Source organism: Hyphomicrobium sp. (assembly GCF_051860585.1).
GTDB lineage: Bacteria > Pseudomonadota > Alphaproteobacteria > Rhizobiales > Hyphomicrobiaceae > Hyphomicrobium_C.
Genome location: NZ_JBHYDS010000004.1, coordinates 239,108 through 259,826 on the forward strand (window position 1 = coordinate 239,108; position 20,719 = coordinate 259,826).

Sequence of the window (20,719 nt, forward strand, 5' to 3'; positions counted from 1 at the left end):
GACACCCGGCGGGTCTCCTCCCTCCCGCCGGGCCAGAGCGAAGCCGCCGGCTCCCCCTCCGGCGGCTTCGCTCGTTAGAGCACGCAAGGCGCTCGTTAATACGCACAAGGAAAGATCACAGCATGGCTCTCGCTTTGACGAGCGGGCCCGCCGTGGAGCCGGTCACGGTCTCCGAGGCGAAAGCCCATCTGCGCCTGGACGGCTCCGCCGAAGACATTCTCATCGCGAGCCTGATCGTGACGTCGCGCCTGCACGTCGAGGCCGCGCTGGGCCTGGCGTTGATCACGCAGGGTTGGCGGCTGACTCTGGATCGATGGCCGGAGGGCCGCGATCCCGTGCGGTTTCCGCTGCGGCCGATTGCGTCCGTGACGTCGGTCACGGTCTACGACGCCGGCGGCGCGCCAACGCTCGTGCCGAGCGATCAGTATCTGCTCGACGGCCATGCGTTGTCGCCACGGCTCATCCCGCATGGCACCGGCTGGCCTCGGCCCGGGCGCGCGGCCACCGGGATCGAGATTGAATTCGAGGCCGGCATCGGAGAAGCGGCTGAGGATGTTCCCGCTCCGATCCGTCACGCCATCCTGCTGCTGGTGGCGCATTGGTACGAGCATCGCGACCCGCTGGAAATCGGTCAGGCCGCGTCCGCGATCCCCGCAGCGGTCTCGGACCTGCTCAAGCCTTACCGCGAGGTGCGGATGTGAGCGTGACCATCGGAGACATGAGACATCGCCTGCACCTCGAAGCGCCGCTCGAGAGCCCCGATGGCGGTGGCGGCGTGACGCGGACATGGGCGCTCGTCGCCGAAGTCTGGGCCGCGCTCAAACCGGTCTCGGGCGGCGAGACGGTCGAAGCGGACGGCGTGTCGGGACGCGTCAGCCACGAGGTCTGGATCAGGTTTCGCGCCGGGGTCCTGCCGGAAATGCGCTTCACCTTAGGCACGCGGGTGTTCGAGATCCGAGCCGCGATCGACACCGGTGAGCGCCACCGTTTCCTGCGCTGCCTCGTCGAGGAGCGCGTCGCATGAAAATCTCGACTGACGTCGTGGGTCTTGGCTTCGCCCATGCCGAAACGCGCATCGCCGACATCCGCCGCCGCGCCGTTGAGCGTCTGGAGGCGGAACGTGCCGCGCGCGAGGCTCGTGCCCTGGCTTCGCGCAGCGCCGAAGAGATGGCCGCGCGCAGCGCCGAGAAGATCGCGAAGACCGAGCGAGGCAATCGATGACCAGTCCCGCATGGGAATTGCAGAAAGCCATTTACGCCAGGCTCGTCGCGGATGCGCCGCTGCTGGCGTTGCTCGGCGGCGCGCGCGTCTATGACAGTATGCCTCGCGGCGCGGCGTTTCCTTATGTCTCGTTCGGTCCAAGCACGACCCGCGACTGGAGCACCGGCACGGAAGCGGGAAGCGAGCATGCCGTGACGCTGCGCGTGTGGTCGAAGGCGGGCGGCGAGAAGGCCGTGCATCTCGTGCTCGAAGCCATCCGCGTGGCGCTGCATGACGTCCCACTCACATTGACCGGTCATCGGCTGGTGAGCCTGCGTCACGAGTTGAGCGACTCCGCCCGCGCATCTGATGGCGAGATCTATGCCGGCGTCGCGCGCTTTCGCGCCGTCACCGAGCCGACACTCTGATCCCCCTCTCCCAATCGCTCTTCACTGGCGATGGGGAGAGGGTCGGGGTGAGGGGCAGCAACGAACGAAGCGGTGATAAGCGGCGAGGCCAATGAGCCATAGAGCAAGCGTCAGCCCCTCACCCTAACCCTCTCCCCGTAAGAACGGGGAGAGGGAAAGATAGAGCGCCAGCGCGCCGGTCTTGGCGAAGCCAAGCTTCGCTTGGATGCGACCCGGCGCGTGAGCGATAACAAGGAGACAGACATGGCGGCACAAAAAGGAAAAGACCTTCTCCTGAAGGTCGACAGCAACGGCGCGGGAAGCTTCACCACGGTGGCGGGATTGCGGTCGCGCGCCGTGGCGTTCAACGCCGAAAGCGTCGACATCACGCACCAGGAAAGCGCTGGGCAGTGGCGCGAGCTGCTGGCCGGCGCGGGCGTGAGATCGGCGCGGATCTCGGGCTCCGGCATCTTCAAGGATGCGGCGTCGGACGCACTGATCCGCAGCTACGTCTTCGACGGCACGATCCGAGATTGGCAGGTGATCGTGCCAGATTTTGGCACTGTCGAGGGGCCGTTCCAGATTTCATCCTTCGAACTGACCGGCCGCCACGACGGCGAGGTGGGCTTCGAACTTTCTCTCGAGTCTGCCGGAGAGCTGACGTTCACGGCCGCGTAAGTGCTGAGTCCCCCGAGGAGTTGCGACGTTCCCCCTCCCCCTTGCGGGGAGGGGCCAGGGATGGGGGATGCCAACAAATTGGCATCGGTCGTCGTCTTCACCCCTCCCGGCGCCGTCACGCCGGAGGCGAGCCTCCGCGCAACGCCGCCATCCTCCCCGTCAAGGCCACCCTCCCCGTCACGAAGAGGGTGAAAGGCTGCGGCTGCAAACCTAGGAGCACATCATGCCCAATCGTCACCGCGGCGAGATCGACGCCGTTCTCGACGGCCAGACCTATCAGCTCTGCCTCACGCTCGGCGCGCTCGCAAATCTCGAGGCTGCGTTCGGCGAGGAAGACATGCTGGCGCTCGCGACGCGCTTCGAGAACGGGCGCATCTCGGCGCGGGATTGTCAGCGCATCATTGGCGCGGGCCTGCGCGGCGCGGGCTCCGATATTTCCGATCAGGCCGTCGCGGCCATGCGCACGGAAGGCGGAGCGGCGGGCTACGTCGATATCGTGGCGCGTCTGCTCGCCGCGACGTTCTCCGCCGCGCCGGGATCAGAACCGGGCGACGCCGCGAGGGGAGAAGCAAACGGCCCTTTCCCTGGGACGACGTGATGGCGGTGGGCTTCGGGCTGCTGGGGCTCGAGCCGCGCGCGTTCTGGAGCTTCACGCTAGCCGAGCTGAACGCAGCCGTCCGCGGGCGCTTCGGCGCGGCGGCGAGCGAGCGGCCACTCTCGCGACGTGATTTGACCACGCTGGAACAGCGCTACCCCGACACAAAAAATGCAACACAAGAAGGATGAACGCGCATGGATGTGAGCCCGCCGGTCGAAACATGGACCGTCGCCATCAACGCCGACACGACCGCGCTGCAAAGCGAATTGCGCCAGGCCGCAAGCCTCGGGCGGCAGTTCTCGAGCACGCTGATCGGGGCCTTCGAAGGCATCGCCATCAAGGGCAAGAACGTCGGTGACGTGCTGCGCACGCTGGCGCTGCGCATGTCCGACATCGTTCTCAAGGCGGCGCTCAAGCCGCTGGAGCAGGGGTTCGGGAATTTCGTCTCGGGGCTCGTCTCGGGCGGACTTGGATTTGCAAAGGGGGGCGCGTTCCAGGGCGGCATGCCGGTGCCGTTCGCGTCCGGCGGCGTGATCCAGAGCCCGATCGCATTCCCGCTCGCGGGCGGCCGCTTCGGCATTGCGGGCGAACGCGGCGCCGAAGCGATCATGCCGCTGTCGCGCGGCCCGGACGGACGCCTCGGCATTGCGGCGCGCGGCGGCGGTGGCGTCTCGGTGACGGTGAACGTCCATGCCCAGGACGCGCAGAGCTTTCTGAAATCGGAAACGCAGGTCGCGGCCATGCTCAGCCGCGCCGTCTCGCTCGGCCAGCGCAATTTGTAAGTGGGCAGCCGGCAACAGGCAGCCGGCAGCCGCAACTCCGAACACGCGACTGCCTACTGCCGACTGCCTTACTGCCGAACTTCCTTCTGCTGCCCGTTGCCTGCTGCCCGCTGCCCAACCCCCCGGATATCGCCATGGCCTTTCACGAGACCCGCTTCCCGACGGCGATTTCGCGCGGCGCGCAGGGCGGCCCCGAGCGTCGCACGGATGTCGTGGTGCTCGGCTCCGGCTATGAGGAGCGCAACAGCCGCTGGGCCAGCTCACGCCGCAGCTACAACGCCGGCTACGGCGTGCGCTCGCTCGAAGCGCTGCACGAGGTGATCGCCTTCTTCGAGGAGCGTCGCGGGCGCTTCCACGGCTTCCGCTGGCGCGATCACGCCGATTGGAAATCCGGCCCGCCAGGCGCGGTGCCGACTCCGCTCGATCAGGTCATCGGCATCGGCAACGGCGCCGCGCTGACGTTCCAGCTCAAGAAGACCTACGGCGTTTCGCACGCACCATTCGTGCGCGACATCAAGAAGCCGGTGGCGGGCACGGTGAAGATCGCGGTGGCGGGCATCACCAAGACATCGGGCACGCATTTCAGCGTCAACGCGGACACGGGGCTTGTGACGTTTGCGGGCGGCCAAGCACCCGCCGATGGCGCACTCGTCACCGCAGGCTTCGAGTTCGACGTGCCGGTCCGCTTCGACACCGACAAGCTCGAAATCAACCTGTCCGGTTTCCAGAGCGGGGCCATCCCGAGCATTCCCGTTGTGGAGATCCGACTATGAAGCAGCTCGAGAGCGGGCTCGCAGCCCACATCGCATCCGGCGCGACGACGCTGTGCTGGTGCTGGCGCCTCGCTCGCCGCGACGGCACGGTGCAAGGCTTCACCGATCACGACCGTGACGTGACCTTCGACGGCACCGTGTTCGAAGCGGCCAGCGGCATGACGGCGAGCGAGATGCGCGAGTCGGTCGGCCTGAGCGTCGACAACCTGGAAATCACGAGTGCCGTCACGTCCGACAGCCTCGACGAGGAAGATCTCGCGGCCGGCCTCTATGACGATGCGTCGGTCGAGATCTTCCGCGTCAACTGGACGGCGCCGGATCAGCGCGTGCTCATGCGCAGCGGCAACCTCGGCGAGGTGAAGCGCAGCGGCATCGTGTTCGCCGCCGAAGTGCGCGGCCTCGCCCATCGCCTGGGCGAGAGCAAGGGACGCCTGTTTCAATACGGCTGCGACGCCGACCTGGGCGACGCGCGTTGTGGCGTAAACCTCAGCAATCCAGCATTTCGCGGATCGGGCGCGATTGTGAGCGTCTTGAGCCCGCGCCGCTTTACGGTCAGCGGCCTCGCGGCATTTCAGGATGCGTGGTTCACGCATGGACTTTTGACGTTCACGTCGGGTGCGGCGAACGGCCAGGCCATCGAGGTCAAGAGCCACGGCAAGGCGGCGGGCGTCGTGACCATCGAAATCTGGAGCCGGGCGCGGTTGCCGCTGACGCCGGGACAAACGTTCACGGTCACGGCGGGATGCGACAAGCGGGTGGAGACCTGCCAGGCCAAGTTCGCCAACGTCGCGAACTTCCGCGGCTTTCCCGACATGCCCGGCAACGACTTCCTGACGGTCATCAGCCGTCCCGGCAAATCGCGCTGAGGTGGATGAAATGAAAGACCCAAAGAAGAAGACCGACTTCTCCCTTGTGGGGAGGGCAGGGGTGGGGGGACTCCCAACGGCTGATGTTCCGGAATCCACCCCTTCTAACAGCGAGACAGGAACACGTGCTGATATTTCCAACCGCGGCAACGGCCCCGAAGCCGTCGTCGCGGCGGCGCGCGCGTGGATCGGCACGCCCTATCATCATCAGGCGAGCCTGAAGGGTATCGGCGCGGATTGCCTCGGGCTCATTCGCGGCGTCTGGCGCGATCTCTACGGCACGGAGGCCGAGCGCCCGCCGGGATACTCGCGCGATTGGGGCGAGGCGAGCGGCGAGGAGACGCTGATCGCAGCAGCAACACGCCACCTCGTGCCGAAGAGCATTGCCGCAGCGCAGCCCGGCGACGTGCTCGTCTTTCGCATGCGGGAAGGCGCCGTCGCCAAGCATGCGGCCGTGCTCGCGACATCGTCCACGATCATCCACGCCATCGAGGATCGCCTCGCCGCGGAGATCCCTTACACCGCCTGGTGGCGTCGCCGCGTGGCCGCCGTCTACTCCTTTCCCGGGATGCATACCTGATGGCCACACTCGCACTCGCAGCCGTTGGCGCAGCCGCGGGCGGAGCGCTGCTGCCGACCGGCCTGTCCGTGCTCGGCATGACGTTGACCGGCGCGACCATCGGCAGCCAGATCGGCGCGTTCGCAGGGTCGTACATCGACAATGCGCTGTTCGGCGCGTCCGGCCAGAAGCGCAGTGTCGAGGGACCGCGCCTCTCGGATCTCCACATCACCTCCTCGACGGAAGGCGCGCCGATCCCGCGGCTCTACGGACGCGCGCGCCTCGGCGGCCAGATCATCTGGAGCGATGAGATCCGCGAGACGATCAGCACGTCGCGCTCGGGCGGCAGCGGCAAGGGCGCGCCGCCGTCCGGCCCGGTCACGGAGACGACCGAGTACAGTTATTCGGCCACGTTCGCTGTCGGCCTTTCAGAAGGCGTGATCAGCGGCATCGGACGCATCTGGGCCGACGGCGCGGAACTCGACCTGTCGCAAGTGACCTACCGGGTGCATGAGGGAAGCGAAACGCAGGCGCGCGATCCGGCCATCGTCGCCATCGAAGGGGCAGCGCGTGCCCCGGCCTATCGCGGCCTCGCCTATATCGTCTTCGAGAACATGGCGCTGGCCGATTTCGGCAACCGCATCCCTCAGTTGTCGTTCGAAGTGCACCGTTCTGTGGAACCGTTTGGCGACGAGATCAAGGGCATCGTCCTGATCCCGGGCTCCGGCGAATTTGTCTACGCGACGAGCCCCGTTTCGAAAACGGTTTCGCGTGGCGTTTCCCAAGGCGAGAACGTCCACACCAAGCAGGGCGGCGCGGATTGGAACGTCGCGCTCGATCAGATGCAGGCCACGCTGCCGAACGCCAAGTCCGTGTCGCTTGTCGTGAGCTGGTTCGGCACCGATTTGCGGGCGGCGCAGTGCCGGATCAAGCCCGGCGTCGACACGGCCACCAAGGCGACGACGCCTGTGACGTGGCGTGTCGCGGGCGTTTCGCGCGCGGGCGCCTATGTGGTCAGCCAGAAGGACTTACGGGCCGCGTATGGCGGAACGCCGTCCGATGCGTCGGTCGTCGAGGCGATTGCGGATCTCAAGGCGCGCGGCATCAAAGTCGTGCTGACGCCGTTCATCATGATGGACGTACCGGACGGCAATGCGCTGCCGGATCCGTACAGCGCCGCCACAACGCAGCCGTCCTATCCCTGGCGCGGTCGCATCTCCTGCTATCCGGCGCCGGGCCGCCCTGGAACGCCGGACAAGACCGCCACGGCCGCGAGCCAGATCGCGGCATTTGTCGGCACCGCCGCGGTCGGCGACTTCGCGATCTCTGGTTCGACCGTCGTCTATACCGGACCCAACGAGTGGACGTTCCGGCGCATGGTGCTGCACAATGCATACCTCGCCAAGGCTGCGGGTGGGGTCGATGCGTTCGTCATCGGCACGGAGCTGCGCGGCCTGACCTGGGTGCGCAGCAGCGCCTCGGCCTATCCGTTCGTCACGGCGCTGATTGCGCTTGCCGCCGATGTGAAGAGCGTTCTCGGGCCGGGGACGAAGATCGTCTACGCGGCCGACTGGTCGGAATACTTCGGCCACCAGCCGGGCGATGGCTCGGGCGATGTCTATTTCCATCTCGATCCGCTCTGGGCCTCCGCCGGCATCGACGCCATCGGCATCGATCTCTACTGGCCGCTCGCCGATTGGCGCGACGGTACAACACATCTCGACGCGCAGGCCGGTGCGCACGCCATCTACGACGAAGACTATCTGCGTGCCAACGTGGCGGGCGGCGAGGGGTACGACTGGTACTACGCCAACGCGTCCAACCGCGAGCTGCAGATTCGCTCTCCCATCACGGACGGCCACGGCAAGCCCTGGGTGTTCCGCTACAAGGACATCAAGTCGTGGTGGCTCAACGCGCATCACAACCGTCCGGGCGGCGTGCCGAGCGGATCGCCCACGGCATGGGTGCCGCAATCGAAACCGTTCTGGTTGATGGAGATCGGCTGCCCGGCGGTCGACAAAGGCGCCAACCAGCCGAACGTGTTCGTCGACCCGAAAAGCGCCGAGTCCGCCTATCCGTATTTCTCCCGCGGTGTCCGCGATGATCTGATGCAGCGCCGGTACTTGAAGGCGCTGATCGATGCCTTTGATCCGGCGAGCCCGCACTACGTCGCCGGGCTCAATCCGGTCTCGAGCGTGTACGGCGCCCGCATGGTCGATCTGGCGCGCATCCACGTTTATTGCTGGGATGGACGGCCGTATCCGGCATTCCCCTACAACCTGGACGCCTGGAGCGACGGCGAGAACTGGCGGCTCGGCCATTGGCTCAACGGACGCTTCTCCGTCGCCCCGCTCGCCGAGTTGGTCGGCCAGATCATGACGGACTACGGCGTCTCGGGCCCCGATGCGTCGAAGCTGGCCGGTGTCGTGCCGGGCTATGTCATCGATCGTTTGATGTCGCCGCGCGATGCGCTGCAGCCGCTCGAACTGGCCTATTTCTTCGACAGCCTCGAAAGCGAAGGCCGCATCCTGTTCCGCCATCGCGGAGCGACGGCGCCTGTGCTGGGTTTGACGGAGGACGACCTCGTCGAGGAACGCGCGGGCGACGCGCTCGTGACCCTGACGCGCGCGCAGGAAACGGATCTGCCCGCCTCCGCCAAGGTGAACCACATCGCGGCCAGCGGCGAATACCGGCAGGCCGTTTCCGAGGCAAGGAGGTTAGCGGGCGCGAGCGGCCGGGTTGCGCGCGCCGAACTCCCCATCGTGCTGGAACACGAAAGCGCGTCCCAGATCGCAGATTCGTGGCTGTTCGAAGCCTGGGCGGCGCGCGAGCGGGCGGCCTTCAAGTTGCCGCCGAGCGCGCTCGCTATCGAGCCGGGCGATGTCGTCTCCGTCGACAAGGGTGGAACGAGCCTGCTGGTGCGTGTCACCGAAGTGGGCGAGCGCGGCATTCGCGAAATCGAAGGCCGCAGCATCGATCCCGATGTCTACGGCGGCGCCGCGCCGCGCCCGCGCGCAACGCCGGCCGATACGCCGGCCTTCGAAGGTGCATCGTACCTCGAATTCCTCGACCTGCCGCTGCTGCGTGGCGACGAGCCGCCCGACGCCGGATACGTTGCAGCCTTCCAGCTGCCGTGGCCGGGCGCCGTCGCGGTCTATGCTTCGCCCGAGGTCGCCGGCTACGATTTGCGCGTCCGTGCGCTGGCCCCGGCCGTGATGGGCGATACGCTCGATCCGCTGGCGAAGGGTGTGCTTGGCGTCATGGATCGCGGGACGCGCGTGCGGGTCCGTATCAGCAGCGGCGCATTGACGTCCGTGACGCGAGCTCAGTTGCTCGCCGGGCGCAACGCTGCCGCAATCCGCAACCCCGAGGGCGGATGGGAAGTGCTGCAGTTCGAAACGGCGACGCTCGTCGGCGCGGGCACCTATGAGCTGTCGAACTTGCTGCGCGGACAGGCCGGAACCGAGAACGAGATGCGCGCGCCGTTGGCCGCGGGCGCAACGTTCGTGCTGCTCGGCGGGGAGATCACGCCGGTGCCGCTCGCGGCGGGCGAAATCGGTGTGCCGCTCAATTGGCGGTACGGCCCCGCCACACGCGACATCGCGCATGCCTCCTATCAGACGGCGACGCACGCCTTCACGGGACGCGGCCTGCGTCCGCTATCGCCGGCGCACGTTCGTGCAGCGCGCGCCGGCGGCGACATCACGCTCACGTGGAAACGGCGGACCCGCATCGGCGGCGACAGCTGGGGCGCGAGTGAAGTGCCCCTCGCCGAGGACAGCGAACGTTACGAGGTCGATGTCCTGTCTGGGCCGGCGGTCGTGCGCACGCTGCCGGTCACCGCACAGACCTGCGCCTATTCGGTCGCGCAGCAGACCGTCGATTTCGGATCGCCGCAAAGCGCGCTCTCGGTCGCGGTCTATCAGATCAGCGCCACGTACGGCCGCGGCACGCCCACCTTCGCCGTCGTCTAGTCACAAGCAGCCCGGAACAGTCATGGAAAGCGAACGCTGGCTCCAGCAGGCCTGGCGCGAGTTCGGCCAAGCCGAGCGCGCGGGCAGGGCAGAAAACGCGCGCATCGTCGCAATGTTTCGCGATGCGGGCAACGCCTCCATCGTGCGCGACGAAGTGGCGTGGTGCGCGGCGTTCTGCGGCGCGTGCCTGGAGCGCGCAGGCATTCGCTCGACGCGCTCGCTGATGGCGCGCTCCTATCTGGCATGGGGCGAAGCGATCGCGGAACCGCGCATGGGCGCGGTGGCCGTTTTCTCGCGCGGCAATGACCCGTCGCTCGGCCACGTCGGCTTCTGGCTCGGCGAGAGCGACGGCAGCATCGTTCTCCTGGGCGGCAATCAGGTCAACGCGGTCTCCGTTGTGCGCTATCCCAAGTCGCGCCTGCTCGGGCTGCGCTGGCCCGCAAACATCGGCGCAGCCGCCGAACCCGCCCCGCAGGCCAAGGACGATGGCTTCGCTCACGCGCTCGATCATATTTTGGAGATGGAAGGCGGCTTCACGGACGATCCGCACGATCCGGGCGGCCCGACCAATCTCGGCGTCACGCTCGCGGTGTTTGCGGCGTGGCGCAAAACTGCGGTGAGCGCCGCCAATCGCGCCCGCCTGATCCGCGACCTCAAGGCGATCGATCGCGACACCGTCCACGCCCTCTACCGCAGCCGCTACTGGGAGGCCGCGCACTGCGACGCGCTGCCGGAGCCGATCGCCTTCATGCAATTCGACGCGGCCGTGAACCACGGTGTCGGGACGGCCATCCGCTGCTTGCAGGAAGCGCTGGGCGTCTCTGTCGATGGCGAATTCGGCCCCGAGACGCGCGCCGCCGCTGGCAACGCGCCGATGGCGGCAGCGCTCGATGCCTATGCCGCGATCCGCGAGCGGCGCTACCGCGCGCTTTCGCATTTCTGGCGTTTCGGCCGCGGCTGGCTTCGTCGCGTCGACATCACGCGCACCCGCGCCGCCGCACTCGACACGTCCAACCCAGAGCAAGGAGACACCGACATGAACCTGACACCCAGCATGCCGTCCGATGGCAAGTGGTGGGGACATTCCCTCACGATCTGGGGCACCATCGTCACCGTACTGTCGAGCGTGCTGCCCGCGCTCGCACCGGTAACCGGCATCGACGTCACGCCCGACTTGATCCAGAGCGCGGGCCGCGGCGTGGTGGAAACCGTACAGGCCGTGGGCGCGCTGGTCGGAACGCTGCTGACGATCTATGGCCGCGTCCGCGCCGACCGGCCGATCCAGCGCTCCATCCTTAAGCCGAAAGGTTGAGGCATGGATGATGGGGCGATCGACTAAAGAGCTGCGAACTCGTTCAAGGCGCCGAGCACCAGGGGCATGAAATCATTGCCCCCGCCATGTCCGGCGTCATCGAGAATATGCAGCCGGCTGGTCGTCCAGCGGCGCGACAACTGCCACGCCGCTTCCAAGGGGCCGCTGACATCGTAGCGCCCGTGGATCATGACGCCGGGGATGCCGTTCATCTTGGCGGCATCCCGGATCAGTTGGTCCTCTTCGAGGAACGCCGAATGCCGCCAATAGTGAGTTACGAGACGAGCGAACCGCAGGCGGAACTCCGGATCTTGATACTGCCGGTTCGGCGTGTGTCCGGGCGTGAGCGAGATGTGAGCATCCTCCCAGGCACACCACGCACTGGCAGCGTGATCGCGAACGACAGGGTCGGCATCGGCGAGCATGGCGGCATAGGCATCGACCAGCGACAGGTGCCGCAAGCGGTCGGGAACCGCGTTCGCAAAACGATCCCACTCCCGCGGGAAGATGCGCCCGACATCCTCGGTGATCCATTGCACCTCGCGGCGTGAGGTTGTCGTTACGAATCCCAGCACCAGCGCCGTGACGCGATGGGGATGCGCCTGGGCATAGGCCAAGCCGAGGGTGGTGCCCCAGGACAGGCCGAGAACAGTCCAGCGATCCACGCCAAGCATCACGCGCAACATCTCAATGTCGGCGATCAGGTGAGCGGTGGTGTTGGTGGCGAGGTTGGCATTTGCATCGTTTGCCAGTGGTCGGCTGCGACCGGCCCCGCGTTGATCGAATAGCACTGCGCGGTAAAGGCTCGGATCGAAGAAGCGCCGTTGGCCCGCCGAGCAGCCCGAGCCGGGACCACCGTGCAGGAAGAGCGCGGGCTTGCCGGTGGGACGTCCGCAACTCTCCCAGTAAACCTCTTGCCCACCACCCACGTCGAGCCAGCCGCTCGCGAAGGGTTCGATAGGCGGGAACTGCACCGACATTTGCGTGCTCCTCGAGCGAGGGTTGAGTTTATAGCGCGCCTCAAGGAACGGCCGTTGGGACGGTCTCGGCAATATTGGCCGGGATTTGGCGGGTCGTTAGGCGTTTATGAGGACACGGCCTAGGCTCCGCACCCTGGCCCCTCTATAATCGAAGGCCTCGCAATCCCGAGACAGCCTTCGAGAGACGAACCCCGTGAGAATTCTCGTCGTTGAAGACGACAAAGACTTGAACCGGCAACTCAACACCGCGCTGACCGGCGCCGGCTATGCCGTGGACACCGCCTTCGACGGCGAGGAAGGCCATTTCCTCGGCGATACAGAGCCCTACGATGTCGTCATCCTCGATATCGGCCTGCCGAAGATGGACGGTATCTCGGTGCTGGAGCAGTGGCGCCGCACCGCCCGCAACATGCCGGTCATCATCCTGACGGCCCGCGACCGCTGGAGCGACAAGGTCTCCGGCATGGATGCGGGCGCGGACGATTACATCGCCAAGCCCTTCCACATGGAAGAACTGCTGGCCCGCGTGCGCGCCCAGGTGCGCCGCGCCTCCGGCCACGCCAAGAGCGAGATCGAGTGCGGCCCCATCCGCCTCGACACCAAGAGCTCGCGCGTCACCTGCGACGGCCAGCAGATCAAGCTAACCTCCCACGAATACCGCCTGCTGTCGTACCTGATGCACCACGGCGGCCGCGTCGTCTCCCGCACCGAGCTGGTCGAGCATCTCTACGATCAGGACTTCGACCGCGACAGCAACACCATCGAGGTGTTCATCGGCCGCCTGCGCAAGAAGCTGCCCGACGACGCCATCGAAACCGTGCGCGGGCTCGGCTACCGCATGAGCCGCGGCGACAATGAAGTTTAAGTCGCTCGCGTTCCGCCTGCTGGCGACCTCGGCCGGTTGGGTGCTGCTGGTGCTGCCGATCGCCGGCTTCATCATCTACCAGCTCTACCGCGACGACCTGCAGACCGCGTTCGACGCGCGTCTCGAAAAACTGGTCAACTCCATCGCCATCGACAGCATGGGTAGCGGCGGCCAGCCGATCGCGCCCAAGAACCGCTACGAGCCGTTGTTCGAGGATCCCCGCTCGGGCTGGTATTGGCAGATCAAGCCGCTCGATCCGGCCGGCGGCCCGCCGCTCCGTTCGGTGTCGCTCGGCGACGCCACAATCGACCTCCCCATCGAACGCAAGATCAAGCCGGACGAAGACGGCGCCCGCTGGATGAACGCGGTCGGCCCCGCCCACGAAGGCATCCGCATGGTCGAAGTGATCGACGGACCCGATCCGCTCGGCAAAGGCCCGCGCTATTCCGTCATCGTCGCCGGGCCCATCGATTGGCTCGAAAGCCGCCTCGCGAACTTCCTGACGCGCCTCTCCATCGCGCTGTTCCTGACCGGCGTCGGCCTGGTGACCGTAACCCTGTTCCAGGTCCGCTTCGGACTGCTGCCGCTCCGGCGCATCGAGCAGGGGCTGGCGGAGGTCCGGTCAGGTCGAGCCTCCAAACTCGAAGGCGCCTTGCCGGCCGAGATCGAGCCGCTGGCCCAGGAATTGAACGCGCTGATCGAATCCAACCAGGAAATCATCGACCGCGCCCGCACCCAGGTCGGCAATCTGGCCCATGCCCTGAAAACGCCGCTGGCGGTGATCACCAACGAGGCGCGTGAGGACAAGGGGCCGTTCGGCAAGAAAATCGCCGAGCAGGCCGAGATCATGCGCGATCAGGTCACGCACTATCTGGATCGGGCGCGCGTCGCCGCCCAGGTGGGTGTGATTGGCCGCGCGACGCCGGTGCACGAGGTGCTGGAACCGCTGGCCCGCGCGCTCGAGCGTATCCACCGCGAGCGGAACATCTCGGTCAGCATCGAATGTCCGCCCGGCATCCGGTTCGCGGGCGAGCGCCAGGATCTGGAGGAGATCCTGGGAAATGTCTCTGACAACGCCTGCAAATGGGCAAGATCGCGCGTCAGTGTGAAAGTGACGCCGGGCCCGGTCCGCACCGGACGCGCCCGCCTCGCGATTTTCATCGACGACGACGGCCCCGGCCTCTCCGCTGATCAGCGGGCCCAGATCGGCAAACGCGGCGTGCGCCTCGACGAAAGCAAGCCCGGATCGGGACTTGGGCTCTCGATTGTGACAGACCTCGTCCAGTCATATTTGGGCAATTTGCAGCTGGCCCAGTCGCCCCTCGGCGGGCTGCGTGTCGAAATTACCCTTCCATCGGCGTGAAACAGAACACCTTTTCCGGTGATAAGTGCCGAATTTCCGCCTGATTCCCCATAGAAACGAAGGGTGGGATGTGCTTGAAGTCGAGTCACATTCTGGGCATTGTTTGGGCATGTGGGGTATTGGCCCGGCAATGCTGAGGCCGAGATGTGCTCTCGGGCAACCACGGGGATCTTCATGCGCTCTTTTTGCGCCACCGCACTTTTGATCGTCTCGATCGGCCTCGTCGGCTGCAGCGGAGAAGGTCCGAACAAGGCTGACACGGGTATGGTCGTCGGCGCCGTGGCCGGCGGCATCCTCGGCAACCAAGTCGGCAAAGGCACGGGCAACATCGCAGCGACCGCCCTCGGCGCCGTCGTCGGCGGCATTGTCGGCAGCGAAATCGGCCGCTCGCTCGATGCCCAGGATCGCCGTCTCGCGCAGGATGCCGAGTTCGAAGCGCTTGAGCGCGGCAACTCGGGTGTTTCCCGTCAGTGGCGCAACCCCGACAACGGCCGCTACGGTGAAGTCGTGCCGAGCCGGCCCTACAAGCGCGGCACCGTTGACTGCCGCGACTACACCCACAAGATTTATATCAACGGCCAGCCCCAGTCGATGCGCGGCACCGCCTGCCGCAATCCCGATGGCAGCTGGAGCAACGTGGGCTAACGCCCAACGTGGGCCAGCGCCTCGCCGTCACTCTGCGGATCGCTCGTGGAATGTTTCGTTGCGGCGCAACATAACGCGTGCGCGCAACGAAGTTTAATGCCGTCTGCGACCTTAGCGGCGCGTCCAATCGGTCCTGCGCCTCTTGTCGGCCTAAGTCTCACCCCCTATTGAACCGGGACCCTAGGCGACAAGGCTTCAAATGCTCCTTTGGCTTTGCTTTGCATTTTTGACGGCGGCTGTGGTCGCCATGCTCCTGCGTCCGTTGCGTACCGCGGACAGCGGAGCCGTTGCGCCCGCTGAAGCCGACCTCGCGGTCTATCGCGATCAGCTCCGCGAGCTCGAAGCCGAGCGTGAGCGCGGCCTGATTGGCGATAGCGACGTCGAAAGCGCGCGCGCCGAGGTCGCTCGCCGTCTCATCAAGCGCGCGCAAGCCGAGCCCGAGATGGGCACCACCACCCCGGCCGATCCCTCCCGCACGCGCGCCATCTACATGGCCGTCGCCGCCGCGCTGCCCGTGCTGGCCATCGGCCTCTATGTGATGACGGGCTCGCCGCAACTGCCGGCGCGTCCTTATGCGGAGCGCGCAAGCGTCAACGGCGCCGATCCCACGCAAGCCGCAGGCATCGTCGAACTCATCGAGCGTGTCGAAGCCCGTCTCAAGGAGAACCCTCAGGACGGCAAGGGCTGGAGTGCGATCGCGCCCGTCTATCTGCGCCTCGGCCGTTATGCGGACGCGGCGCATGCGTTCGCGGAAGCCAACCGCCTCGAAGGCGAGACCGTGCGCCGCCTGACCGGCTTTGCCGAGGCGACGCTGATGGCGGAGAACGGCGTCGTGACCGAGCCGGTCCGGCGCGCGACCCTCCGTGTGCTCGAACTCGAACCCGGCAAGATCGAAGTCCGCGTCTGGCTGGCGCTGGCCAAGGAGCAGGATGGTGATCTTCCGGCAGCCGCCGCAGAATACCGCGAGATCTTGACGAAGAGCCCGGCCGACGCACCGTGGCGGCAAGCCGTGGTGGATCGCTTAGCGTTGGTCGAGAAGAAGATCGCTGGCGTCCCGGACGAGCCGAAATCAGCCGGCGCCGCACTGCCAGCAAATGCCGCGCCGTCGGCAAATGCCGCGCCCCCGGCGGAAGCCGCGCCATCCGCTGCCGCCGCTCCGTCGCCGCAGGCTCCACCCGCATCCGATGCTGCCCCCGACGGCGCGGCCCCCGACGTCGCAGCAATGTCGCCCGCCGAGCGCGAGGCGTTCATCGCCTCCATGGTCGCCCGGCTGGCGGAGCGTCTTGAGAAAGACGGTAAGGATCTCGACGGATGGCTGCGCCTCGCGCGCGCCTATAAGGTGCTCGGGAAAGACGACGAGGCGCGCGGCGCTTTGAAGAGCGCGCGTATCCACTTCACGACCGAGACCGCGGCGCTTGCGGAAATCGACAAGGCCGAACAGACCCTGAGCCTCACGACCAAGGAATGAGACGAAACGCATGACGAGGAAGCAACGGCGCGGACTGCTGATCGGATTTGGTGTTGGCCTGCTGTCGCTGGCCGCCATCCTGATGATGTTCGCGTTCCGCCAGTCGGTGGTCTTCTTCCACACGCCGAGCGATGTCGCCGAGCACAAGATCGCCCCGGGCATGCGCTTTCGCCTCGGCGGCCTCGTCAAGGACGGCTCAGTCGTCCGCGGGCAGGGCACGAAGGTCCTCTTTTCCGTCACGGACACGCTTCAGACTGTGCCCGTGAGCTATGAAGGCATTCTGCCGGACCTCTTCCGGGAGGGCCAAGGCGTCGTGACCGAAGGCACGCTCGGCGCGGACGGGCACTTTGTGGCGGATACCGTGCTCGCCAAGCACGACGAGACGTACATGCCGCCCGAGGTTGCGAAGGCGCTGCAAGAGAAGGGCGTGAAGCTCGGCGAAGGGGCAACCCATCCCGGCGCGGTCACGCAATGATGCAAGCGAGAACGACGATGCGAGCGAGGACATTGTGATCATCGAGTTCGGACATTTCGCGCTGATCCTGGCGCTGCTGGTGGCGATAGCGCAGATGATCGTGCCCGCCTGGGGCGCTTACGCGCGCGATACGCGCCTGATGGCGTTCGGCGCGCCGGCGGCGGTGGCGCAGGTCGTTCTCATCCTGATCGCATTCTTCGCGCTGATGTACGCCTACGTCACGTCGGACTTCTCGGTCGCCAACGTGGCGGCCAACTCGCATTCCTCGAAGCCGCTGATCTACAAAATCTCCGGCGTCTGGGGAAACCATGAAGGCTCGATGGTGCTCTGGGTGCTCATCCTCGCCATCTTCGGCGCGGCGGTGGCGCTGTTCGGGCACAACCTGCCCGCGAGCCTGAAGGCGAACGTGCTCTCCGTGCAAAGCTCGATCGCCGTCGCCTTCCTGCTCTTCATCCTGCTGACGTCGAACCCGTTTGAGCGCCTCGATCCGGCCCCGTTCGACGGCCGCGGCTTGAACCCGATCCTGCAGGACCCCGCGCTCGCCTTCCACCCGCCGTTTCTCTACATGGGCTACGTCGGCTTCTCGCTGGCGTTCTCGTTCGCCATCGCCGCGCTGATCGAAGGACGGACGGATGCCGCGTGGGCGCGCTGGGTGCGCCCGTATACGCTGCTCGCCTGGATGTGCCTCACCATCGGCATCGCCATGGGCTCCTGGTGGGCCTACTACGAACTCGGCTGGGGCGGCTGGTGGTTCTGGGATCCGGTCGAGAACGCCTCGTTCATGCCGTGGCTCGCGGGCACGGCGCTGCTGCACTCCGCGCTCGTCATGGAAAAGCGCGAAGCGCTCAAGGTCTGGACGATCCTGCTCGCCATCCTGACGTTCTCGCTCTCGCTGATGGGCACGTTCCTGGTGCGCTCGGGCGTCCTCTCGTCGGTGCACGCTTTCGCCGTCGACCCCGAGCGCGGCGTATTCGTGCTGGCCATCATGGTGCTGTTCACAGGCGGCGGTCTGGCCCTGTTCGCCTGGCGTGCGCGCGATCTCGCCCAGGGCGGCGTCTTCTCGCCCATCTCGCGCGAAGGCAGTCTCGTGCTCAACAACGTCCTGCTGACGATCTCCTGCGTTACCGTTTTGGTGGGCACGCTCTATCCGCTCGCGCTCGAATCCCTGACCGGCGCGAAGATTTCGGTCGGCGCACCCTACTTCAACATGACCTTCGTGCCGCTCATGGTGCCGCTGCTGTTGGCGCTCCCGTTCGGACCGTTGCTGGCCTGGAAGAGGGCCGACATCGCCGCCGCGCTCGAGCGATTGATCGTGGCCGGCCTGCTCGCCATCGTCGTCTTCGTGGCTGCGCTCGCGATGACGGAGCGGGGCCCCTGGCTCGCGCCGTTCGGCTTTGCGATCGGCGTCTGGATCATGGCGGGCGCTTTGTCCGAGACGGCCTTCCGCATCAAGCTTGGAAGCGTGCCGGCGAGCGAATCCCTGCGCCGCTTCACCAACCTGCCGCGCTCGGCCTTCGGCACCACGCTGGCCCACTTCGGCGTCGGTCTGATGGTCTGCGGCATCGTCGGCACGACGGGCTACAAGAGCGAAGAAATCCTCCTGATGCGCCCCGGCGAAACCAAGGAGATCGCGGGCTACGCGCTGACATTCCGCGGCGCGGCGCCGTCCAAGGGCCCGAACTACACCGAAACCATCGGCGCCTTCGACGTGACGCGCAACGGCGTGGCCGTGACGCACCTGGAGCCGTCGAAGCGCCTCTATGACGCGCCGCCCCAGCCGACCAGCGAAGCGGGCATCTATGCCGCCTGGACCGGCGACCTTTATGCCGTGCTGGGCGATCAGCAGCCGGACGGCGCGTTCGCGGTGCGCTTCTATTTCCATCCGCTCGTACGCTGCATCTGGATCGGCACGCTCATCATGTTCCTCGGCGGCGCGATCTCGCTCTCCGACCGGCGCTTGAGGGTCGGCGCACCGCGCCGCGCTCTCCGCGTCCCGGCTGGCGTACCGGCAGAATGACGATGCAGAAGGTGGTCGCGCTCACGCGTTTCTTTTTGCTCGCCGCCGTCGTGCTCGGTACGGCAGTGCATGCAGGGTCGGCCCTTGCGGTCACGCCGCAGGAGATCTTGGCTGACAAGGCGCTGGAACACCGCGCGCGGGAGATCTCGGGTGGCCTGCGCTGCCTCGTCTGCCAGAACCAGTCGATCGACGATTCCGATGCGCCGCTCGCTCACGATCTCCGCGTGCTGGTGCGCGAGCGCCTGACGGCGGGCGACAGCGACGAGCAGGTCCGCGATTTCGTCGTCGCCCGCTACGGCGAGTTCGTCTTGCTGAAGCCGCCGTTCTCGGCGGAGACGCTGCTGCTGTGGTTCATGCCGCTGATTGCCATCTTCGCCGCCGCCGGCATTCTCTGGACGAGCTTCCGGCCGCGCGAAACAGCATCGCCGTCGGTCGCACGCAGCCTTTCGCCCGAAGAGAACGCCGCGCTCGAAACCCTGATGCGCGACGACGACACCAAGAAAAGCTAGAGCGGCTAGCGGGGTAGGCGTGCGTTGCCGCCAGTCACGTCGTGCGAGCCGACGCTGCCCGTTTCGACGTTGGGCGGGCGGATGCGGTCGCCCGGCGATTTTCCGCGCCGCTCCGCATCGAGTGCGTTGAGACGGCGCAGCAGCACCGTCGTAGCGAGACCTGTTTCCTTCCGCCCCTCGGTGCGCTCGAACGCGCGGATGGCGGTATTGAGCCGCCCGCCGTAGACGCCGTCGCGTGGACCGGCGTCGTAGCCCGCCGCCGCGAGCAGCGCCTGCAATTGCATGATCTCCGGCCGGCCGGCGAGAATGTCCGCCCGCGACAGCGCATCGAGCGTGTCGCGGAACGCACCGGCCGCAACGGCGGTGTTGGCCACGGTTTCCGATTTGTAGCGATGCACCACCTCGCCGTGCTGCGTCAGCACGCGCGACTGCAGGTACGTCCCGACGTTGATGCCGATCACCTCCGGCCCGGCTGGCCCGTCGATGAGCATCGGCGAGCCGGACGACGCGCCGCCCGTATCGCAGGTGTGGAGAATGACGTGGCTCGCATCCACGAAGTCCTTCGAGATCGCCGACCAGTCTGCGCCGTTGAACGAGCGGCGAATGGCGCACGGCGCGCCGAGCGCCAGCTCCCAGTCTCCGAAGTCGCGATGATAGGCAACCTGGTAGACGCGTTGCGCGGCCGAGAGCTTGATCATCTCGTCCTCGGGCTGGCGGCTGATCGGCAGCGCGCGGCCTTTGCACACCGGCTTCATGAGCCGCACCAATGCCCAGTCGGCCGCCGCGTCGATCGGCGGGCGCACGCGCAATTTCTGCGAGCCCGTTGCCACGTGCTGGGCTTCCGCGTTGCGCCCATACCCTGCGATGGGCGTGGACGAGGGCGGCGCATTGCGCGGCTGCAATCGGAATTGGAAACTTTTGAGCCGGAGCGGCTTCTCGTCGGCCGTGCGGAAAAGGCAGTGTCCCGCAGTCGCGATCACATCGTCGCCGACGCAGAACGCGGTGCAGACCGAATGCGAACGCGTATCGTAGAGGAGACCGATGGAGCGGTTCAGCGCGGATTTGTCCGCAGGCAGCAAAATCCGGTCGTCGGTCCCGAAGACAGCGACCCGGTGGACGAGCGGAAGTTTGTCTCCGGATGGCGCGCGAACGCCTCCAAATGGATCAGCCTGCGCGCTCGTGGCGGCCAGCCCTGAGAGAAGGAGCGCAAGGGTTGCGCGCACACGCAGGCGGGAGCGGTGTGCACCC

At 66.7% G+C, this 20,719-nt stretch carries 22 protein-coding genes; 20 read left to right on the forward strand and 2 right to left on the reverse strand.

What is annotated here, in order from left to right:
* Positions 1 to 122 precede the first annotated feature (122 nt).
* From ACTIFK_RS08585 to ACTIFK_RS08645, 13 genes are all read left to right on the forward strand, one after another.
* Positions 123 to 701, forward strand: a complete 579-nt coding sequence (locus ACTIFK_RS08585) for a head-tail connector protein (protein WP_439542640.1) — start codon at positions 123 to 125, stop codon at positions 699 to 701.
* 2 nt (positions 702 to 703) lie between these two features.
* On the forward strand, positions 704 to 1,024 hold the full coding sequence (locus ACTIFK_RS08590; protein ID WP_439542641.1) for a phage head closure protein: 321 nt from the start codon (positions 704 to 706) through the stop codon (positions 1,022 to 1,024).
* On the forward strand, positions 1,021 to 1,221 hold the full coding sequence (locus tag ACTIFK_RS08595) for a hypothetical protein (RefSeq protein ID WP_439542642.1): 201 nt from the start codon (positions 1,021 to 1,023) through the stop codon (positions 1,219 to 1,221). The genes ACTIFK_RS08590 and ACTIFK_RS08595 overlap by 4 nt, the downstream gene beginning before the upstream one ends.
* A complete protein-coding gene (locus ACTIFK_RS08600; protein ID WP_439542643.1) occupies positions 1,218 to 1,628 on the forward strand; it encodes a DUF3168 domain-containing protein in 411 nt (136 codons plus the stop codon). Before ACTIFK_RS08595 ends, ACTIFK_RS08600 begins: the two co-directional genes overlap by 4 nt.
* 243 nt (positions 1,629 to 1,871) lie before the next feature.
* Entirely contained in the window at positions 1,872 to 2,285 is a 414-nt protein-coding gene (locus ACTIFK_RS08605) for a phage major tail protein, TP901-1 family (RefSeq protein WP_439542644.1), read from the forward strand.
* 223 nt (positions 2,286 to 2,508) lie between these two features.
* Positions 2,509 to 2,883, forward strand: a complete 375-nt coding sequence (locus ACTIFK_RS08610) for a gene transfer agent family protein (protein WP_439542645.1) — start codon at positions 2,509 to 2,511, stop codon at positions 2,881 to 2,883.
* Complete coding sequence (locus ACTIFK_RS08615) at positions 2,883 to 3,071, forward strand: phage tail assembly chaperone (protein ID WP_439542646.1); 189 nt, start codon at positions 2,883 to 2,885, stop codon at positions 3,069 to 3,071. Before ACTIFK_RS08610 ends, ACTIFK_RS08615 begins: the two co-directional genes overlap by 1 nt.
* 6 nt (positions 3,072 to 3,077) lie before the next feature.
* Entirely contained in the window at positions 3,078 to 3,665 is a 588-nt protein-coding gene (locus ACTIFK_RS08620; RefSeq protein ID WP_439542647.1) for a phage tail tape measure protein, read from the forward strand.
* A 134-nt stretch (positions 3,666 to 3,799) separates the two neighbouring features.
* Positions 3,800 to 4,438, forward strand: coding sequence for a phage distal tail protein, Rcc01695 family (locus ACTIFK_RS08625; protein WP_439542648.1), 639 nt, complete (start codon positions 3,800 to 3,802; stop codon positions 4,436 to 4,438).
* Complete coding sequence (locus ACTIFK_RS08630; protein WP_439542649.1) at positions 4,435 to 5,304, forward strand: DUF2163 domain-containing protein; 870 nt, start codon at positions 4,435 to 4,437, stop codon at positions 5,302 to 5,304. The genes ACTIFK_RS08625 and ACTIFK_RS08630 overlap by 4 nt, the downstream gene beginning before the upstream one ends.
* 133 nt (positions 5,305 to 5,437) lie before the next feature.
* A complete protein-coding gene (locus ACTIFK_RS08635; protein ID WP_439542764.1) occupies positions 5,438 to 5,884 on the forward strand; it encodes an NlpC/P60 family protein in 447 nt (148 codons plus the stop codon).
* Entirely contained in the window at positions 5,884 to 9,837 is a 3,954-nt protein-coding gene (locus ACTIFK_RS08640; RefSeq protein ID WP_439542650.1) for a baseplate multidomain protein megatron, read from the forward strand. Before ACTIFK_RS08635 ends, ACTIFK_RS08640 begins: the two co-directional genes overlap by 1 nt.
* A 22-nt stretch (positions 9,838 to 9,859) precedes the next feature.
* Positions 9,860 to 11,149: a TIGR02594 family protein gene (locus tag ACTIFK_RS08645; protein ID WP_439542651.1), complete on the forward strand. Its 1,290-nt coding sequence runs from the start codon at positions 9,860 to 9,862 to the stop codon at positions 11,147 to 11,149.
* A 23-nt stretch (positions 11,150 to 11,172) separates the two neighbouring features.
* Here ACTIFK_RS08645 and pip read toward each other — a convergent pair whose 3' ends face one another.
* Complete coding sequence (gene pip, locus ACTIFK_RS08650) at positions 11,173 to 12,129, reverse strand: prolyl aminopeptidase (RefSeq protein ID WP_439542652.1); 957 nt, start codon at positions 12,127 to 12,129, stop codon at positions 11,173 to 11,175.
* A gap of 193 nt (positions 12,130 to 12,322) precedes the next feature.
* Here pip and ACTIFK_RS08655 point away from each other — a divergent pair, with 193 nt between their 5' ends.
* The 7 genes from ACTIFK_RS08655 to ACTIFK_RS08685 all read left to right on the forward strand — a co-directional run bounded on the left by ACTIFK_RS08655 (position 12,323) and on the right by ACTIFK_RS08685 (position 19,471).
* Positions 12,323 to 12,994, forward strand: a complete 672-nt coding sequence (locus ACTIFK_RS08655) for a response regulator transcription factor (RefSeq protein ID WP_439542653.1) — start codon at positions 12,323 to 12,325, stop codon at positions 12,992 to 12,994.
* On the forward strand, positions 12,984 to 14,357 hold the full coding sequence (locus tag ACTIFK_RS08660; RefSeq protein WP_439542654.1) for an ATP-binding protein: 1,374 nt from the start codon (positions 12,984 to 12,986) through the stop codon (positions 14,355 to 14,357). The genes ACTIFK_RS08655 and ACTIFK_RS08660 overlap by 11 nt, the downstream gene beginning before the upstream one ends.
* A 174-nt stretch (positions 14,358 to 14,531) precedes the next feature.
* Positions 14,532 to 15,002 (forward strand): RT0821/Lpp0805 family surface protein, encoded by a 471-nt coding sequence (locus ACTIFK_RS08665; RefSeq protein ID WP_439542655.1) that lies wholly within the window; start codon positions 14,532 to 14,534, stop codon positions 15,000 to 15,002.
* Between the two features lie 199 nt (positions 15,003 to 15,201).
* The gene (gene ccmI, locus ACTIFK_RS08670; RefSeq protein ID WP_439542656.1) at positions 15,202 to 16,470 is read left to right on the forward strand and encodes a c-type cytochrome biogenesis protein CcmI; all 1,269 of its coding nucleotides are present in this window, start codon (positions 15,202 to 15,204) and stop codon (positions 16,468 to 16,470) included.
* Between the two features lie 10 nt (positions 16,471 to 16,480).
* The gene (gene ccmE, locus ACTIFK_RS08675) at positions 16,481 to 16,945 is read left to right on the forward strand and encodes a cytochrome c maturation protein CcmE (RefSeq protein ID WP_439542657.1); all 465 of its coding nucleotides are present in this window, start codon (positions 16,481 to 16,483) and stop codon (positions 16,943 to 16,945) included.
* Between the two features lie 34 nt (positions 16,946 to 16,979).
* Positions 16,980 to 18,962 (forward strand): heme lyase CcmF/NrfE family subunit, encoded by a 1,983-nt coding sequence (locus ACTIFK_RS08680; protein WP_439542658.1) that lies wholly within the window; start codon positions 16,980 to 16,982, stop codon positions 18,960 to 18,962.
* A complete protein-coding gene (locus tag ACTIFK_RS08685; RefSeq protein ID WP_439542659.1) occupies positions 18,959 to 19,471 on the forward strand; it encodes a cytochrome c-type biogenesis protein in 513 nt (170 codons plus the stop codon). The genes ACTIFK_RS08680 and ACTIFK_RS08685 overlap by 4 nt, the downstream gene beginning before the upstream one ends.
* 5 nt (positions 19,472 to 19,476) lie before the next feature.
* On the opposite strand, the gene ACTIFK_RS08690 is transcribed toward ACTIFK_RS08685, so the two are convergent.
* Positions 19,477 to 20,550: a peptidoglycan-binding protein gene (locus ACTIFK_RS08690; protein WP_439542660.1), complete on the reverse strand. Its 1,074-nt coding sequence runs from the start codon at positions 20,548 to 20,550 to the stop codon at positions 19,477 to 19,479.
* Positions 20,551 to 20,719 lie beyond the last annotated feature (169 nt).

Excerpts from the sequence above, each read along its gene's own strand:
- ACTIFK_RS08585 (WP_439542640.1), top strand. The coding sequence starts at position 123 with ATGGCTCTCGCTTTGACGAGCGGGCCCGCCGTGGAGCCGGTCACGGTC.
- ACTIFK_RS08595 (WP_439542642.1), top strand. The coding sequence starts at position 1,021 with ATGAAAATCTCGACTGACGTCGTGGGTCTTGGCTTCGCCCATGCCGAA.
- ACTIFK_RS08600 (WP_439542643.1), top strand. The coding sequence starts at position 1,218 with ATGACCAGTCCCGCATGGGAATTGCAGAAAGCCATTTACGCCAGGCTC.
- ACTIFK_RS08605 (WP_439542644.1), top strand. The coding sequence starts at position 1,872 with ATGGCGGCACAAAAAGGAAAAGACCTTCTCCTGAAGGTCGACAGCAAC.
- ACTIFK_RS08610 (WP_439542645.1), top strand. The coding sequence starts at position 2,509 with ATGCCCAATCGTCACCGCGGCGAGATCGACGCCGTTCTCGACGGCCAG.
- ACTIFK_RS08615 (WP_439542646.1), top strand. The coding sequence starts at position 2,883 with ATGGCGGTGGGCTTCGGGCTGCTGGGGCTCGAGCCGCGCGCGTTCTGG.
- ACTIFK_RS08620 (WP_439542647.1), top strand. The coding sequence starts at position 3,078 with ATGGATGTGAGCCCGCCGGTCGAAACATGGACCGTCGCCATCAACGCC.
- ACTIFK_RS08625 (WP_439542648.1), top strand. The coding sequence starts at position 3,800 with ATGGCCTTTCACGAGACCCGCTTCCCGACGGCGATTTCGCGCGGCGCG.
- ACTIFK_RS08630 (WP_439542649.1), top strand. The coding sequence starts at position 4,435 with ATGAAGCAGCTCGAGAGCGGGCTCGCAGCCCACATCGCATCCGGCGCG.
- ACTIFK_RS08640 (WP_439542650.1), top strand. The coding sequence starts at position 5,884 with ATGGCCACACTCGCACTCGCAGCCGTTGGCGCAGCCGCGGGCGGAGCG.
- ACTIFK_RS08645 (WP_439542651.1), top strand. The coding sequence starts at position 9,860 with ATGGAAAGCGAACGCTGGCTCCAGCAGGCCTGGCGCGAGTTCGGCCAA.
- pip (WP_439542652.1), bottom strand. The coding sequence starts at position 12,129 with ATGTCGGTGCAGTTCCCGCCTATCGAACCCTTCGCGAGCGGCTGGCTC.
- ACTIFK_RS08660 (WP_439542654.1), top strand. The coding sequence starts at position 12,984 with ATGAAGTTTAAGTCGCTCGCGTTCCGCCTGCTGGCGACCTCGGCCGGT.
- ACTIFK_RS08665 (WP_439542655.1), top strand. The coding sequence starts at position 14,532 with ATGCGCTCTTTTTGCGCCACCGCACTTTTGATCGTCTCGATCGGCCTC.
- ccmI (WP_439542656.1), top strand. The coding sequence starts at position 15,202 with ATGCTCCTTTGGCTTTGCTTTGCATTTTTGACGGCGGCTGTGGTCGCC.
- ccmE (WP_439542657.1), top strand. The coding sequence starts at position 16,481 with ATGACGAGGAAGCAACGGCGCGGACTGCTGATCGGATTTGGTGTTGGC.
- ACTIFK_RS08685 (WP_439542659.1), top strand. The coding sequence starts at position 18,959 with ATGACGATGCAGAAGGTGGTCGCGCTCACGCGTTTCTTTTTGCTCGCC.